Below are 13,470 nucleotides of genomic sequence, written 5' to 3'. Positions count from 1 at the left end.
CTCCCGAACTGCCGCCGCTCCCCCACATACCCCTTCGCATAGTCCAGCGCCCCCTGCGCGATCCCCAGCGCCTGCGCCGCGATCGTCACCCGCGTATGGTCCAGCGTCCGCATCGCCGTCGCGAACCCCGTCCCCTCCGCACCGATCATCCGGTCCGCCGGAATCCGCACCCCGTCGAAATACACCTCACGCGTCGGCGACCCCTTGATCCCCAGCTTCCGCTCCGGCGCACCGAACGACACCCCCGCATCACCCCGCTCCACCACGAACGCCGAAATCCCCTTCGACCGCCGCTCCGGATCCGTCACCGCCATCACCGTGTAGAACTCCGACACCCCCGCATTCGTGATCCACCGCTTCACCCCGTCCAGCACCCAGAAATCCCCGTCCCGCACCGCCCGCGTCCGCATCCCCGCCGCATCCGACCCCGCCTCCGGCTCCGACAGGCAGTACGAGAACATCCCCTCCCCCCGCGCCAGCGCCCCCAGATACCGCGCCTTCAGCTCCGCCGACCCCGCCAACTGCACCGGCAACGACCCCAGCTTGTTCACCGCCGGAATCAACGACGACGACGCACACACCCGCGCCACCTCCTCGATCACGATCACCGTCGCCAGCGCATCCGCCCCCGCACCCCCGAACTCCTCCGGCACGTGCACCGCATGCAGATCGCTCCCCCGCAGCGCCTCCAGCGCCTCCTGCGGAAAACGCCCCTCCTCGTCCACCTCCGCCGCGAACGGCGCGATCTTCGCCTCCGCCAGCGAACGCACCGCCTCACGCAGCATCCCGTGCTCCTCGGAGACCCGGAAGAGATCGAAGTCCGCCGCCCCTGCGCTGCCCGCCATGATGCCCGCCTCGTCGAAGAGTCCCACCGGCCGCGAAGCCGGTTAATTACCGTTCAGTAGATCGTTCGGTGAAATCCTAGGGCTCCGGCCTGCGGCTGCCTAGGTCCTCGCTTCCGGGTCACGGCGGGGGTGTCGCGGGGTCGCAGCGGGGGCCGGCGGCCCGCCGGCCGCGGCCGGATAGCATCGGTGGGCGCGGTCGCGACCCGGGGCCGTGCCGCCCGTCGCCCGCCCTAAGGGGAAACCGTGACCCTCCGCATCTCCGTGATCGGCACCGGCTATCTCGGCGCCACCCACGCCGCCGCCATGGCGGAGTTCGGCTTCGAGGTGCTGGGGCTGGACATCGATCCGGAGAAGATCGCCACCCTGACCGCCGGCGAGGTCCCGATGTACGAGCCGGGCCTGTCCGAGCTGCTGCTCAAGCACGTGGCCGGGCACGCGGGTTCGACCGGCCGGCTGCGGTTCACCACCTCCGCGCAGGAGGCCGCCGAGTTCGGCGACGTGCACTTCGTCTGCGTCAACACCCCGCAGCGCAAGGGCGAGTTCGCCGCCGACATGTCGTACGTGGACGCCGCGATCGACGCGCTCGCCCCGCACCTGACCCGCCCGGTGCTGGTGGTCGGCAAGTCCACCGTGCCGGTCGGCTCGGCCGGCCGGCTGGCGGAGCGGCTGGCCTCGCTGGCGCCGGTCGGCGAGGGCGCCGAGCTGGCCTGGAACCCGGAGTTCCTGCGGGAGGGCCTCGCCGTCCAGGACACCCTGCGGCCGGACCGGATCGTGGTCGGCGCCCGCAGCGAGCGCGCCGAGCGGCTGCTGCGCGAGGTGTACGCGGAGCCGATCGCCGCCGGGGTGCCCTTCCTGGTGACCGACTACGCGACCGCCGAGCTGGTGAAGGCCGCCGCCAACTCCTTCCTGGCCACCAAGATCTCCTTCATCAACGCGATGGCCGAGGTCTGCGAGGCGGCCGGCGCCGACGTCACCCAGCTGAGCGCGGCGCTCGCGCTGGACGAGCGGATCGGCGGCAAGTTCCTCAACTCCGGCCTCGGCTTCGGCGGGGGCTGCCTGCCCAAGGACATCCGGGCGTTCATGGCGCGGGCCGGCGAACTGGGCGCCGACCAGGCGCTGACCTTCCTGCGCGAGGTCGACTCGATCAACATGCGCCGCCGCTCGCGGATGGTCGAACTGGCCCGCGAGCAGTGCGGCGGCGGCTTCCTGGGGCGGCGGGTCGCCGTGCTCGGTGCCGCGTTCAAGCCCAACTCGGACGACATCCGGGACTCGCCCGCGCTCAACGTCGCCGCGCAGATCCAGCTCCAGGGCGCGCAGGTCACCGTCTACGACCCCAAGGCGATGGACAACGCGCGCAAGATGTTCCCGGGCCTGGCCTACGCCGGTTCCGCCCTGGAGGCCGCCGAGGGCGCGCACGTCGTCCTGCACCTCACCGAGTGGCAGGAGTTCCGCACCCTCGACCCGGCCGGACTCGGCGCGGTCGTCGCCGAACGCCGCCTCCTGGACGGCCGCAACGTCCTGGACGCCGACGCCTGGCGCGCCGCCGGGTGGACCTACCGCGCCCTCGGCCGCCCCAGCTGACGGGAATCCCGGGGGGCGGGCCGTCGTTGCCCCGACCATGACGAACCACGACATCGACGCGGCGGTCCGCTCCGTCCTCACCTCCGGGGGCGACACCTGGGCCGTGGTCGGCCTGTCCACCAACACCGCCCGCGCCGCGCACGGCGTCGCGCGGGTGCTGCAGCGCCACGGGAAGCGGATCGTGCCGGTCCACCCGAAGGCCGAGACGGTGCTCGGCGAGCAGGGCTACCGCTCGCTCGCGGACATCCCGTTCCCGGTCGACGTGGTGGACGTGTTCGTGAACAGCGACCTGGCCGGCGAGGTGGCCGACCAGGCGGTGGCCGCCGGCGCGAAGGCGGTCTGGTTCCAGCTCGGCGTGGTCGACGAGGCGGCGTACGCCCGGACCACCGCCGCCGGGCTGGAGATGGTCATGGACCGGTGCCCGGCCATCGAACTGCCCCGTCTGGGCTGAGGCTGCCGGACCGGCGCACGCGCGCGGGCCGCGGCGGCCGGGCCGGAGCGGCAGACGGGCCCGGCCCCGTCTGCCGCGGGCCGTCAGCCGGCCGCGCCGTCCAGGCCGGCGAGGGTGGCGAGGGACGGGGTGCGGCCCCCGGCGCGCAGCCGGGCGGCGGCGAACTCGGCGTCGCGCAGGACGCGGACGGCGTTGTGCCAGGTGAGCTTGGCGAGGTCGGCCGCGGACCAGCCGCGGCGGAGCAGTTCGGCGATCAGATTGGGGTAGCCGGCGACGTCGTCGAGGCCGTCCGGGAGGAAGGCGGTGCCGTCGTAGTCGCCGCCGATGCCGATGTGGTCGACGCCGGCGACCTCGCGCATGTGGTCGAGGTGGTCGGCGACCGTGGTGACGGTGGCGACCGGGCGGGGGCTGGTCCGCTCGAAGGCGCGCTGGCAGGCCATCCCCTCGGGGGTGGTGTCGAGGTGGTCGAAGCCGTGGGCGCGCATGTTCTCGTCGGCGGCGGCGGTCCACTCGATGGCGGCGGGCAGGATGAACTTGGGCACGAAGGTGGCCATCGCCACGCCGCCGTTGCCGGGGAGCTGCGCGAGCACGTCGTCCGGGACGTTGCGCGGGTGGTCGCAGACGGCGCGCGAGGAGGAGTGCGAGAAGAGCACGGGCGCCTCGCTGACGCGCAGGGCGTCGCGCATGGTGTCGGCGGAGACGTGCGAGAGGTCGACGAGCATGCCGAGCCGGTTCATCTCCCGGACGACCTCCTCGCCGAACGCGGTGAGGCCGCCGGCGGCGGGCTCGTCGGTCGCGGAGTCGGCCCACGGCGTGTTGTCGTTGTGGGTGAGGGTCAGGTAGCGGACGCCGAGCGTGTACAGGGCCCGCAGGGTGGCGAGCGAGCTGTCGATCGAGTGGCCGCCCTCGGCGCCGATGAGGGAGGCGATCCGGCCCTCGGCACGGGCCGATTCGAGGTCGTCGGCGGTGAGCGCGAGGCGCAGCCGGTCGGGGAAGCGCCCGACCAGCGCGTGGACGAAGTCGATCTGTTCGAGGGTGGCGCTGACCGCGTGGTCCCCGGCGAGGCGGCTCGGCACGTAGACGGACCAGAACTGCGCGCCGACCCCGCCCGCGGTGAGGCGGGCGAGGTCGGTGTGCAGGCGGTCGCTCTGGTCGGCGGCGAGGTCGAGGGCGTCGAGGTCGTAGCCGGCCTGCTCGCGCATCGCCCAGGGCAGGTCGTTGTGGCCGTCGACCACGGGGGCGGTGCGCAGGACGTCCTTGGCTCGCTCCAGCAGGGAGGCGGCGTCCGTGGCGTCCGCGGGGGTGGAATCCAGCAGCTCAGAGGTCATACGAGCTGTTGTATCCGATTTGACTACTTTCCAAAGCCGAAGGAGGCGGAACCTGCCACCTTCGCCCGGAGCTTCTTGCCCTTCTCGGTGGCCTGGCCGTTCAGCTCGGCCTGGAAGTCGGTCATCCGCTCGGTCAGCTCCGGGTCGAACGCCGCCAGCATCCGCACCGCCAGCAGGCCCGCGTTGCGCGCGCCCGCCACCGAGACGGTGGCCACCGGCACCCCAGCCGGCATCTGCACGATCGACAGCAGGCTGTCCATGCCGTCCAGGTAGCGCAGCGGCACCGGCACGCCGATCACCGGCAGCGGGGTGACGGAGGCGAGCATGCCCGGCAGGTGGGCGGCGCCGCCGGCCCCGGCGATGATCGCCTTCAGCCCGCGCTTGTGGGCGTTCTCCCCGTAGGCGACCATCTCGCGCGGCATCCGGTGCGCGGAGACGACGTCGACCTCATAGGGGATCTCGAACTCGTCCAGGGCCTGGGCGGCGGCCTCCATCACGGGCCAGTCGGAGTCCGAGCCCATGACGACGCCGACGAGGGGGGTGCGGGCGTCGGCGCCCGCGTGGGGGTGCCGGCCGGACGACGGGTGGGCGGGGGAGGTCATTCGGTGATCGTTCCTCGCAGGTAGGCGGCCGCGTGGCGGGCGCGCTCGCGGACGTCGTCGAGGTCGTCCCCGAAGACGTTGACGTGGCCGACCTTGCGGCCGGGCTTCACGTCCTTGCCGTACATGTGGATCCGCAGGCCGGGGTCGCGGGCCATGCAGTGCAGGAAGGGGTGGTACATGTCCGGGTAGTCCCCGCCCAGGACGTTGACCATCACGGTCCACGGGGCGCGCGGCCGCGGGTCGCCGAGCGGCAGGTCGAGGACGGCCCGCAGGTGGTTCTCGAACTGCGAGGTGACGGCGCCGTCCTGGCTCCAGTGCCCGGAGTTGTGCGGGCGCATGGCCAGCTCGTTGACGAGGATCCGGCCGTCGCGGGTCTGGAACAGCTCGACGGCGAGGTGGCCGGTGATGTCCAGCTCGCCGGCGATCCGCAGGGCGAGCTGCTGGGCCTCGTCGGACAGCGCCGGGTCGAGGCCGGGCGCGGGGGCGGTGACCTCGGCGCAGACGCCGTTCTCCTGGACGCTCTCCACCACCGGGTAGGCGACCGCCTGGCCACTGGGCGAGCGGACCACGTTGGCGGCCAGCTCGCGGACGAAGTCGACCTTCTCCTCGGCGAGCACCGGGACGCCGGCCAGGAAGGGGGCCGCGGCCGCCTCCTCGTCGCCGACCACCCAGACGCCCTTGCCGTCGTAGCCGCCGCGGACGGTCTTCAGGACCACCGGGTAGCCGTCGCCCTCCTCGGCGAAGGCGGTCACGTCGGCCGGGTCGGCGACGATCCGGTGCCGGGGGCAGGGGACGCCGATGGAGTCGAGCCTGGCCCGCATCACGCCCTTGTCCTGGGCGTTGACCAGCGCCTCCGGGCCCGGCCGGACGGCGACGCCGTCGGCCTGGAGGGCCCGCAGGTGCTCGGTCGGCACGTGCTCGTGGTCGAAGGTGATCACGTCGCAGCCCTCGGCGAAGCGACGGAGGGTGTCGAGGTCGCGGTAGTCGCCGAGGACCGTGTCGGAGACGACCTGCGCGGCCGAGTCCTGGGGAGTGTCGGCGAGGAGCCTGAACCGGATCCCGAGCGGGATGCCCGCCTGGTGTGCCATGCGGGCGAGCTGCCCGCCGCCGATCATGCCCACCACTGGAAAATTCGCGTTGCCCGGGGAAGTCACCCCGCCAGGATATCCGGGCCGGTCGGAGGGCGTGGAACCGCTCCCGGACCGGACGCGTCCCAGCCATGGGGTTCCACTCCGGCCCGGCCGGGGGGCTGAGCCGATCGGTGGAACCGGGTAGCCTGGTCGGCCAGGTCCTGATATGCGCGATCCGATCATGTGCGTGCACGCAGGGCTCAAGGGGTTGACGGCACTCAGGCCTCGGCACCCTTTCGTCCGCAGGCACATGGAGGCAGCCCGGTATGGCGACGACCACGGCGTCGAACCCCTCGCTGGCGCAGAAACTGCGCGGTCTGTCGGGCGAGGCGGTGAAGTTCGGCATCGTCGGCCTCAGCGGTGTCGTGGTGAACTTCGCCGTCTTCTGGGTCTGCATCAACGGCCTGCACCTGGCGTCGCTGCGTTCCAACATCGTCGCCACCCTGGTCGCGATCGCGACCAACTACCTGGGGTACCGCTACTGGCTGTACCGGGACCGCGACGCCGCCTCGCGCAAGCGGGAGATCACCCTCTTCCTGCTCTTCAGCGGGGCCGGCATGCTGATCGAGACCGGGGTGCTCGGCTTCTCGGTGTACGTGCTGGGGCTCTCCTCGCACTTCGAGCAGCTGGCCGCGAAGGTCGGCGGTCTCGCGCTGGGGACGGTCTTCCGTTTCGTCTCGTACCGGACCTGGGTGTTCAAGGCCGTGCCGCAGCCGGTCGCCGCCGAGGAGCCCGCCGCCCCGGTCGCCGCCCAGACCGCCACCGCAGCCCCCGCAGCCCCCGCAGCCCCCGCAGCCGCGGTGGTGGCCCAGGCCGAGCTGATGCTGGCCACCGAGCAGATCCGGCTCGCCAAGGCCGAGTGACCGCCCTCCCGCCCCGCTCCCGGTTGCCGCCGGTGCGGCGGCAGGAGGACAGTGGTGACCGGGGGCGGGCACGGCCGGCGAACGATCGAGGCCGCGGGGGCGCAGGAGGCTCGCCATGACCTTCGTCCAGATCATCGACTGCCGGACCGACCACCTCACCGAGCTCAACGGCCTGCTGGACCGCTGGGCCGAGCAGACCGAGGGCCGGCGCACCGTCGGGCACGCGATGGTCGCCACCGACCGCTCGGACCCGCGGCACGTCGTGGAGATCGTCGAGTTCGCCTCCTACGAGGACGCGATGCGCAACTCGCACCTGCCGGAGACCGACCGGGTCCACCGCGAGATGGTGGCGCTCTGCGACGCGCCGCCCACCTTCACCGACCTGGACGTCCTCCGGGACACCGGCTTCTGAGCACCGCCCGGCGCCGGCCCCGCCCCCGGCTCACGCCTCGCGCCGGCTGCGGCCCAGGAAGAGCGCGAACACCGCCGGCCGCAGCGAGAGCAGCTCCAGCCGCCCGCCGTCCGCCTCCGCGAGGTCGCGGGCGACGGCGAGGCCGATGCCGGTCGAGTTGCGGCCGCTGACCGCCCGCTCGAAGACCCGGTTGCCCAGCTCCGCGGGCACCCCGGGGCCCTCGTCCTGCACCTCGACGACCGCCGAGGTCCCGGAGGGCCGCACCCGCAGGGTGATCGTGCCGGCGCCGTGCATCAGCGAGTTCTCGATCAGGGTGGCCAGCACCTGGGCGACCGTGCCGGGGGTGCCGACGGCGGTGACCCCCTGCAGGCCCTCGACCTGCAGCACCCGGCCGGTACCGCGCAGCGACGGCCCCCACTCCTCGACCTGCTGCTTGATCACGTCGTCGAGGTCGAAGGCGACGGCGGTGGGGCTGCGCGGGTCGCGCTGGGTGGTGAGCAGCCGCTGGACGACGTCGGTGAGCCGCTCGACCTGCTGGAGGGCGATGGTCGCCTCCTCCTTGACGGTCTCCGGGTCCTCGGCGAGCGCGGTGATCTCCTCAAGCCGCATGGAGAGGGCGGTGAGCGGGGTGCGCAGCTGGTGCGAGGCGTCGGCGGCGAGCCGGCGTTCGGCGGTGAGCATCCGGGCGATCCGGACGGCGCTGACGTCGAGCACCTCGGCGACCCGGTCGAGTTCGGGCACGCCGTAGCGGCGGTCGCGCGGGCGCGGGTCGCCGGAGCCGAGCCGTTCGGCGGTCTCGGCGAGGTCGGTGAGCGGCCGGGCGAGCCGTTTGGCCTGCCAGACGGCGAGCGCGACGGCGGCCTGCACGGCGAGCAGCGCGACGACGCCGAGCAGCAGCAGCATGTTGGTGATCTCGTGGTCGACCGCCTCGCGGGACTGCTCGACGGTGACGGTCTCGCCGCTGGCGCCGCGCTCGACGGCCTTGAGCACGTGGTCGCCGTCGGGCCGGTGGCCGAGCGAGACGACGGCCCGGCCGGGGATGTCGACCTCGACGTACTGGCCCTCGGGGACCTGGTTGGCGAACTTGTCGCCGGTGACCGGCTCGTTGGCGGCGAGCCGGTTCTCCACCAGGGCGAGCACCCGTACGGCGGCGGCGTCCACCCGGTCCTGGGCGCCGTTGACGATGGTGCGCTTCTCCACCAGCGCCAGCGGGACGCAGAACACCACGACCACCACGAGGACGACGCCCAGCAGCGAGTTGATCATCCGGCGTTTCACGCTGCCGCTCCCCGTGGTGGTGGACGCCCCCGGGCGGGGCGTCCGCTCGGGCTAATTCTTCTCGAAGCGGAAGCCCACCCCGCGCACGGTGGCGATGTAGCGGGGGTTGGCGGCGTCGTCGCCGAGCTTCTTGCGCAGCCAGGAGATGTGCATGTCGAGGGTCTTGGTGGAGGTCCACCAGGTGGTGTCCCAGACCTGGCGCATGATCTCCTCGCGGGTGACCACCCGCCCGGCGTCGCGGACCAGCACCCGCAGCAGCTCGAACTCCTTGGCGGAGAGGGTGAGCTCCTCCTCGCCGAGCCAGGCGCGGTGCGACTCGATGTCGATCTTGACGCCGTGGGCGCCGGTGGTGAGCTGGTCGACGTTGCCGCGCCGCAGCAGGGCCCGGACCCGGGCGAGCAGTTCGGCGAGGCGGAACGGCTTGGTCACGTAGTCGTCGGCGCCGGCGTCCAGGCCGACCACCGTGTCGACCTCGTCGGCGCGGGCGGTGAGGACCAGGACGGGGCAGCTGCGGCCGTCCGCGCGCAGCCGGCGGCAGACCTCCAGCCCGTCCATCTCGGGCAGGCCGAGGTCCAGGACGACGAGGTCGACCTCCTCCCCGAGCCCCGCGGCCAGTGCGGACGGACCGTCCTCGCGGACGAGCACCTCGTAGCCCTCGCGGCGCAGTGCCCGGGCGAGCGGTTCGGAGATCGCCGGGTCGTCCTCGGCGAGCAGCACACAGGTCATGGGGTGATGGTAGTCCGCCGGGGTGCGCCCGTTGGTGCCGTGAGGTAGTTCACAGTGCGTGATCGTTATACAGAGGGCGATCACGCCTCAACCGACACGCCCGGACCGCTCGTTCGGCGAAGATCTTTCGCTTTGATCTTGCAACTGAAGGATTTTGGCCCGTCGTACCATGGATCAATGAGGCGAATCTGTCGCTGACTTTACTATTGGCATACCTAATTGGCCTCTTTTGTCAGCTGATAACGCCAAATGTCGCCACGTAGAGTGGTTCCGTCCACGTCCGCCGCCACCCCCCTTGGCGGACGCTGTCAGGCAAGGAACCACTACACATGGCGTCTACGACCCTGGAGTCCGCTGTACAGCCGGTCTCCTCCGGCGGCAAGACCTTCCTCGGGCACCCCCGGGGCCTCGCCACCCTCTTCATGAGCGAGATGTGGGAGCGCTTCAGCTACTACGGCATGCGTGCCCTGCTGGTGCTCTACATGACCGCCTCCGTCACGGACGGCGGCCTCGGCATGAAGCTCGCCGTCGCGAGCGCCGTGTACAGCGTGTACACCGCGATGGTCTACCTGCTCGCCCTCCCGGGCGGCTGGATCGCCGACCGCTTCCTCGGCGCCCGCAGGACCGTCGCCCTCGGTGGCTCGATCATCATGATCGGCCACTTCCTGCTGGCCCTGCCGGTGAGCGTCTCGTTCTTCGGCGGCCTCGGGTTCATCGCGATCGGCTCCGGCCTGCTGAAGGCCAACATCTCCACGATGGTCGGCCACCTCTACGACGGGCCCAACGACCCGCGCCGGGACGGCGGCTTCACGATCTTCTACATGGGCATCAACCTCGGTGCCTTCGCCGCCCCGCTGGTCATCGGCACCATCGGCCAGAACGTCGACTGGCACCTGGGCTTCGCCCTCGCCGGCGTCGGCATGGGCCTCGGCCTGACCCAGTTCCTGCTCGGCAGCCGCCACCTGAGCGCCAAGAGCGACGTGGTCACCTCGCCCATCCCGGCCGCCGAGCGGAGCGCGATCCTCAAGAAGGCCGGCCTGTGGCTCGCCGCGGCCGTCGTCTTCTACGCGACCGTCGGCCTGACCGGCCACTTCACCATCAACTGGGCGATCTGGCCGCTGTCCGTCGCGGGCCTCGCGATCCCGGTCTTCGTCTTCGCCAAGGTGAAGCGCGACAAGGACCTCGACGCGACCGAACAGTCCCGGATGAGCGGGTACATCTGGTTCTTCGTCGCCGCCGCCGTGTTCTGGATGATCTACGACCAGTCCGGCTCGACGCTGAACATCTTCGCGCAGGACAACACCTCGTCCACGCTGTTCGGCTTCGACTTCCCGTCCAGCTGGTTCCAGTCGCTCAACCCGCTGTACATCATGGCCCTGGCCCCGGTCTTCGCCTGGATATGGGTGGCGCTCGCCCGCCGCTCCAAGAACCCCAGCACCACCGCGAAGTTCTCCTTCGGCCTGCTGATGGTCGGCGCCTCGTTCATGATCATGATGCTGGCGATGGCCGCCGCCTCGGGCGGCACCAAGGTCACGCCGCTCTGGCTGGCCATGGTCTACCTCATCCAGACCGTCGGCGAACTGTCCCTCTCCCCCGTGGGCCTGTCCGTCACCACCAAGCTCGCGCCCGCCAAGTACGCCAGCCAGATGATGGGCGTCTGGTTCCTCGCGGTCACCGCGGGCGACTGCGTCGCGGCGATCTTCCAGCTCGTCCTCGGCGACAGCGTGGTGGGTTCCACCTGGTACTTCGCGGTCCAGGGCAGCATGGCGATCATCGCCGGCGCGGCCCTGTACATGTACCGCCGCAACGTCGTGCGGCTGATGGGCGACGTCCACTGACGACGGCGCCCGGCCGGCCCACCGCCCGGCCGCCCGCCTCCGGGGCCGGCACGGAATCCAGACTTCCGTGCCGGCCCCGGCCGCCTTCCCTGGTCCCCGCGCCGTCCCCGGGTCCCCGGACCGTTTCCGGGACGGCGCCCGCCCCCGCGTGCGAGGGTCCCCTCATGGCGACCCACTCCGTACCCGAACCCCCGCCCTCCCTCCCCCGGCAGCTGGCCCGCACCCGCCGGCTCACCCTCGGCGCCCCCGGCTCACCCACCGTGACCGCGGACGGCGCCACCGTCCTGTTCCTGCGCACCGGGGCCGGCGACGACCCCGTCGGCTGCCTCTGGGCCCTCGACACCGACAGCGGCCGGGAGCGCCTGCTCGCCGACCCCCGCGGCCTCGGCGCCGCCGACGGCGAACTCCCCGAGGCCGAACGGATCCGCCGCGAACGCTCCCGCGTCCTGACGAACGGCATCACCGCCTACGCCACCGACGCCACCGGCCGCCTCGCCGCCTTCGCCCTCAACGGCGTGCTCCACCTCGCCGACGCCACCACCGGCGAGGTCCGCCGCGTCCCCACCGCCACCGCGGTGTACGACCCGCGGCCCGACCCCACCGGCCGGTGGATCGCCTACGCCGGCGACGGAGCCCTCCGGGTCGTCCCGGCGGACGCCCGGAGCACCGCCGACACCGAGGCCAGCGTCGACACCGGGGACACCGTCGACACCGGGCGCTCCGGGCGCTCAGGGGGCTCAGGGGGCTCCGCCGCCGGGCAGACCGGCGACGCCCCGGCCGACCGCCTGCTCGCCGCCCCCGGACACCCCGACGTCCGCTGGGGCGTGCCCGAGCACGTCGCCGCCGAGTCCATGCACCGCCACCGCGCCCACTGGTGGTCCCCCGACGGCACCCGGCTGCTGGTCGCCCGGGTCGACGAACGCCCGCTGCGCCGCCTCCACCTCGCCGACCCGGCCGACCCCGCCCGGCCGCCGCGCGTCATCCGCTACCCGCTGGCCGGCACCGACAACGCCGAGGTCACCCTCTGGATACTCGGCCTCGACGGCACCCGCACCGAGGTCCGCCGGGACCGGGCCGGCTCCGAGTACCTCACCGCCGCCGGCTGGGACGCCCACGGCCCCTACGCCGCCGTGCAGAGCCGCGACCAGCGCACCGTGCTCACCCTCGCGATCGACCCCGCCGACGGCACCACCCGCGTCCTCGCCGAACAGCGCGACGAGCACTGGGTCGAACTCCTCCCCGGGGTCCCCGCCCGCACCGCCGGCGGCGCCCTCGTGGACTCCGCCGACCGCGGCGACACCCGGCACCTCACCGTGGACGGCGTCCCCGTCACCCCGGCCGGACTCCAGTTGCGCGCGGTCCTCTCGGTCGACGGCGACCACGTCCTGTTCACCGCCTCCGACGAACCGACCGAGACCCACCTCTGGTCGTGGGACCCGGCCACGGGCGCCGTCCGGCTCACCCACGAGCCCGGCGTGCACACCGGCGCCCGGCGGGCCGGCACGCTCGTCCGCACCGCACGCACGCCCGGCGCCCACCGGCCGCACCACCGTGCACCGCGACGGCCGCCCCGCCCTCACGATCGCCTCCCACGCGCAGACCCCCGTCCTCACCGCCCGTCCCGAGCTCCTCCGGCTCGGACCGCGCGACCTGCGCGCCACGCTCTTCCTCCCCGCCGGCCACCGCCCCGGCGACGCCCCGCTGCCCGTCCTGCTCGACCCCTACGGCGGCCCCGCCATGCAGAAGGTCACCGCCGCCCCGCACTGGTGGGACCACACCTCCCAGTGGTTCGCAGACCAGGGCTTCGCCGTCCTCGCCGTCGACGGCCGCGGCACCCCCGGACGCGGCCCCCGCTGGGAGAAGACCGTCTTCGCGGACATCGCCGGACCCGCCCTGGACGACCAGGCCGACGCCCTGCACGCCGCCGCCGCACTGCGCCCCGGACTCCTCGACCTCGGCCGGGTCGCCGTCCGGGGCTGGTCCTACGGCGGCTACCTCGCCGCCCTCGCCGTGCTGCGCCGCCCCGACGTCTTCCACGCCGCCGTCGCCGGAGCCCCGCCGGTCGAGCACCGGCTCTACGACACCCACTGGAAGGAACGGTTCCTCGGCCGCCCCGACGAGCACCCCGAGCGCTACGACGCCGCCTCGCTGCTGCCCGACGCCCCCGGGCTGCGCCGCCCGCTGCTGCTGATCCAGGGCCTGGACGACGACAACGTGCTGCCCGCGCACACCCTGCGGCTGTCCGCCGCGCTGCTCGCCGCCGGGCGCCCGCACGAGGTGCTGCCGCTGGTCGGCGCCGCGCACTCGCCGAGCGACGAGCTGGTGGTGGAGCACCTGCACCACCACCAGCTCGACTTCCTGCGCCGGGCCCTGGGCCCCGGCCGCTGACGGCGGCGGGGCCGGGACGCGAACGCCC

Annotated in this window: 11 protein-coding genes and 2 pseudogenes; 7 read left to right on the top strand and 6 right to left on the bottom strand. The window is 73.1% G+C overall.

Going from position 1 to position 13,470, the window contains the following annotated elements; translation table 11 throughout:
• A partial coding sequence (locus ACFCX4_RS26895) for an acyl-CoA dehydrogenase family protein (RefSeq protein WP_376147420.1) occupies nt 1-845 on the bottom strand: 845 nt, incomplete at its 3' end.
• A 243-nt stretch (nt 846-1,088) separates the two neighbouring features.
• Here ACFCX4_RS26895 and ACFCX4_RS26890 point away from each other — a divergent pair.
• Both ACFCX4_RS26890 and ACFCX4_RS26885 read left to right on the top strand, forming a co-directional pair.
• Complete coding sequence (locus ACFCX4_RS26890; RefSeq protein ID WP_376147417.1) at nt 1,089-2,426, top strand: UDP-glucose dehydrogenase family protein; 1,338 nt, start codon at nt 1,089-1,091, stop codon at nt 2,424-2,426.
• Between the two features lie 37 nt (nt 2,427-2,463).
• On the top strand, nt 2,464-2,877 hold the full coding sequence (locus tag ACFCX4_RS26885; RefSeq protein ID WP_376147414.1) for a CoA-binding protein: 414 nt from the start codon (nt 2,464-2,466) through the stop codon (nt 2,875-2,877).
• A gap of 83 nt (nt 2,878-2,960) precedes the next feature.
• Here ACFCX4_RS26885 and ACFCX4_RS26880 read toward each other — a convergent pair whose 3' ends face one another.
• From ACFCX4_RS26880 to ACFCX4_RS26870, 3 genes are read right to left on the bottom strand one after another with little or no spacing between them, the layout of a single operon-like run.
• Nucleotides 2,961-4,205 carry a dipeptidase gene (locus ACFCX4_RS26880; protein ID WP_376147412.1) on the bottom strand — a complete coding sequence of 415 codons (1,245 nt, stop codon included), beginning with the start codon at nt 4,203-4,205 and terminating at the stop codon, nt 2,961-2,963.
• A gap of 23 nt (nt 4,206-4,228) precedes the next feature.
• The gene (gene purE / locus ACFCX4_RS26875; protein ID WP_376147409.1) at nt 4,229-4,807 is read right to left on the bottom strand and encodes a 5-(carboxyamino)imidazole ribonucleotide mutase; all 579 of its coding nucleotides are present in this window, start codon (nt 4,805-4,807) and stop codon (nt 4,229-4,231) included.
• Nucleotides 4,804-5,961 (bottom strand): 5-(carboxyamino)imidazole ribonucleotide synthase, encoded by a 1,158-nt coding sequence (locus ACFCX4_RS26870; RefSeq protein ID WP_376147406.1) that lies wholly within the window; start codon nt 5,959-5,961, stop codon nt 4,804-4,806. The genes purE and ACFCX4_RS26870 overlap by 4 nt, the downstream gene beginning before the upstream one ends.
• A gap of 242 nt (nt 5,962-6,203) precedes the next feature.
• Between ACFCX4_RS26870 and ACFCX4_RS26865 the strand changes: the two genes are divergently transcribed.
• Both ACFCX4_RS26865 and ACFCX4_RS26860 read left to right on the top strand, forming a co-directional pair.
• The gene (locus ACFCX4_RS26865) at nt 6,204-6,800 is read left to right on the top strand and encodes a GtrA family protein (protein ID WP_376147403.1); all 597 of its coding nucleotides are present in this window, start codon (nt 6,204-6,206) and stop codon (nt 6,798-6,800) included.
• 115 nt (nt 6,801-6,915) lie between these two features.
• A pseudogene (locus ACFCX4_RS26860) lies at nt 6,916-7,200 on the top strand (ester cyclase); the annotation flags it as partial.
• A 42-nt stretch (nt 7,201-7,242) separates the two neighbouring features.
• Here ACFCX4_RS26860 and ACFCX4_RS26855 read toward each other — a convergent pair.
• Entirely contained in the window at nt 7,243-8,490 is a 1,248-nt protein-coding gene (locus ACFCX4_RS26855) for an ATP-binding protein (RefSeq protein WP_376147400.1), read from the bottom strand.
• 51 nt (nt 8,491-8,541) lie between these two features.
• Nucleotides 8,542-9,216, bottom strand: coding sequence for a response regulator transcription factor (locus ACFCX4_RS26850; RefSeq protein ID WP_030300686.1), 675 nt, complete (start codon nt 9,214-9,216; stop codon nt 8,542-8,544).
• Between the two features lie 329 nt (nt 9,217-9,545).
• Between ACFCX4_RS26850 and ACFCX4_RS26845 the strand changes: the two genes are divergently transcribed.
• The 3 genes and pseudogenes from ACFCX4_RS26845 (at nt 9,546) to ACFCX4_RS26835 (ending at nt 13,442) form a co-directional block, all read left to right on the top strand.
• Nucleotides 9,546-11,054, top strand: a complete 1,509-nt coding sequence (locus ACFCX4_RS26845; protein ID WP_376147397.1) for a peptide MFS transporter — start codon at nt 9,546-9,548, stop codon at nt 11,052-11,054.
• Between the two features lie 164 nt (nt 11,055-11,218).
• Nucleotides 11,219-12,475, top strand: a pseudogene (locus ACFCX4_RS26840) (DPP IV N-terminal domain-containing protein); the annotation flags it as partial.
• Nucleotides 12,476-12,605: 130 nt separating this feature from the next.
• Nucleotides 12,606-13,442, top strand: coding sequence for an alpha/beta hydrolase family protein (locus ACFCX4_RS26835; protein WP_376147394.1), 837 nt, complete (start codon nt 12,606-12,608; stop codon nt 13,440-13,442).
• The last annotated feature ends 28 nt before the right edge of the window (nt 13,443-13,470 follow it).

This window comes from Kitasatospora sp. NPDC056327 (assembly GCF_042261735.1).
GTDB lineage: Bacteria > Actinomycetota > Actinomycetes > Streptomycetales > Streptomycetaceae > Kitasatospora.
Note: the sequence above shows the minus strand (reverse complement) of the source record. Positions and strands in the feature narration are given on the sequence as shown.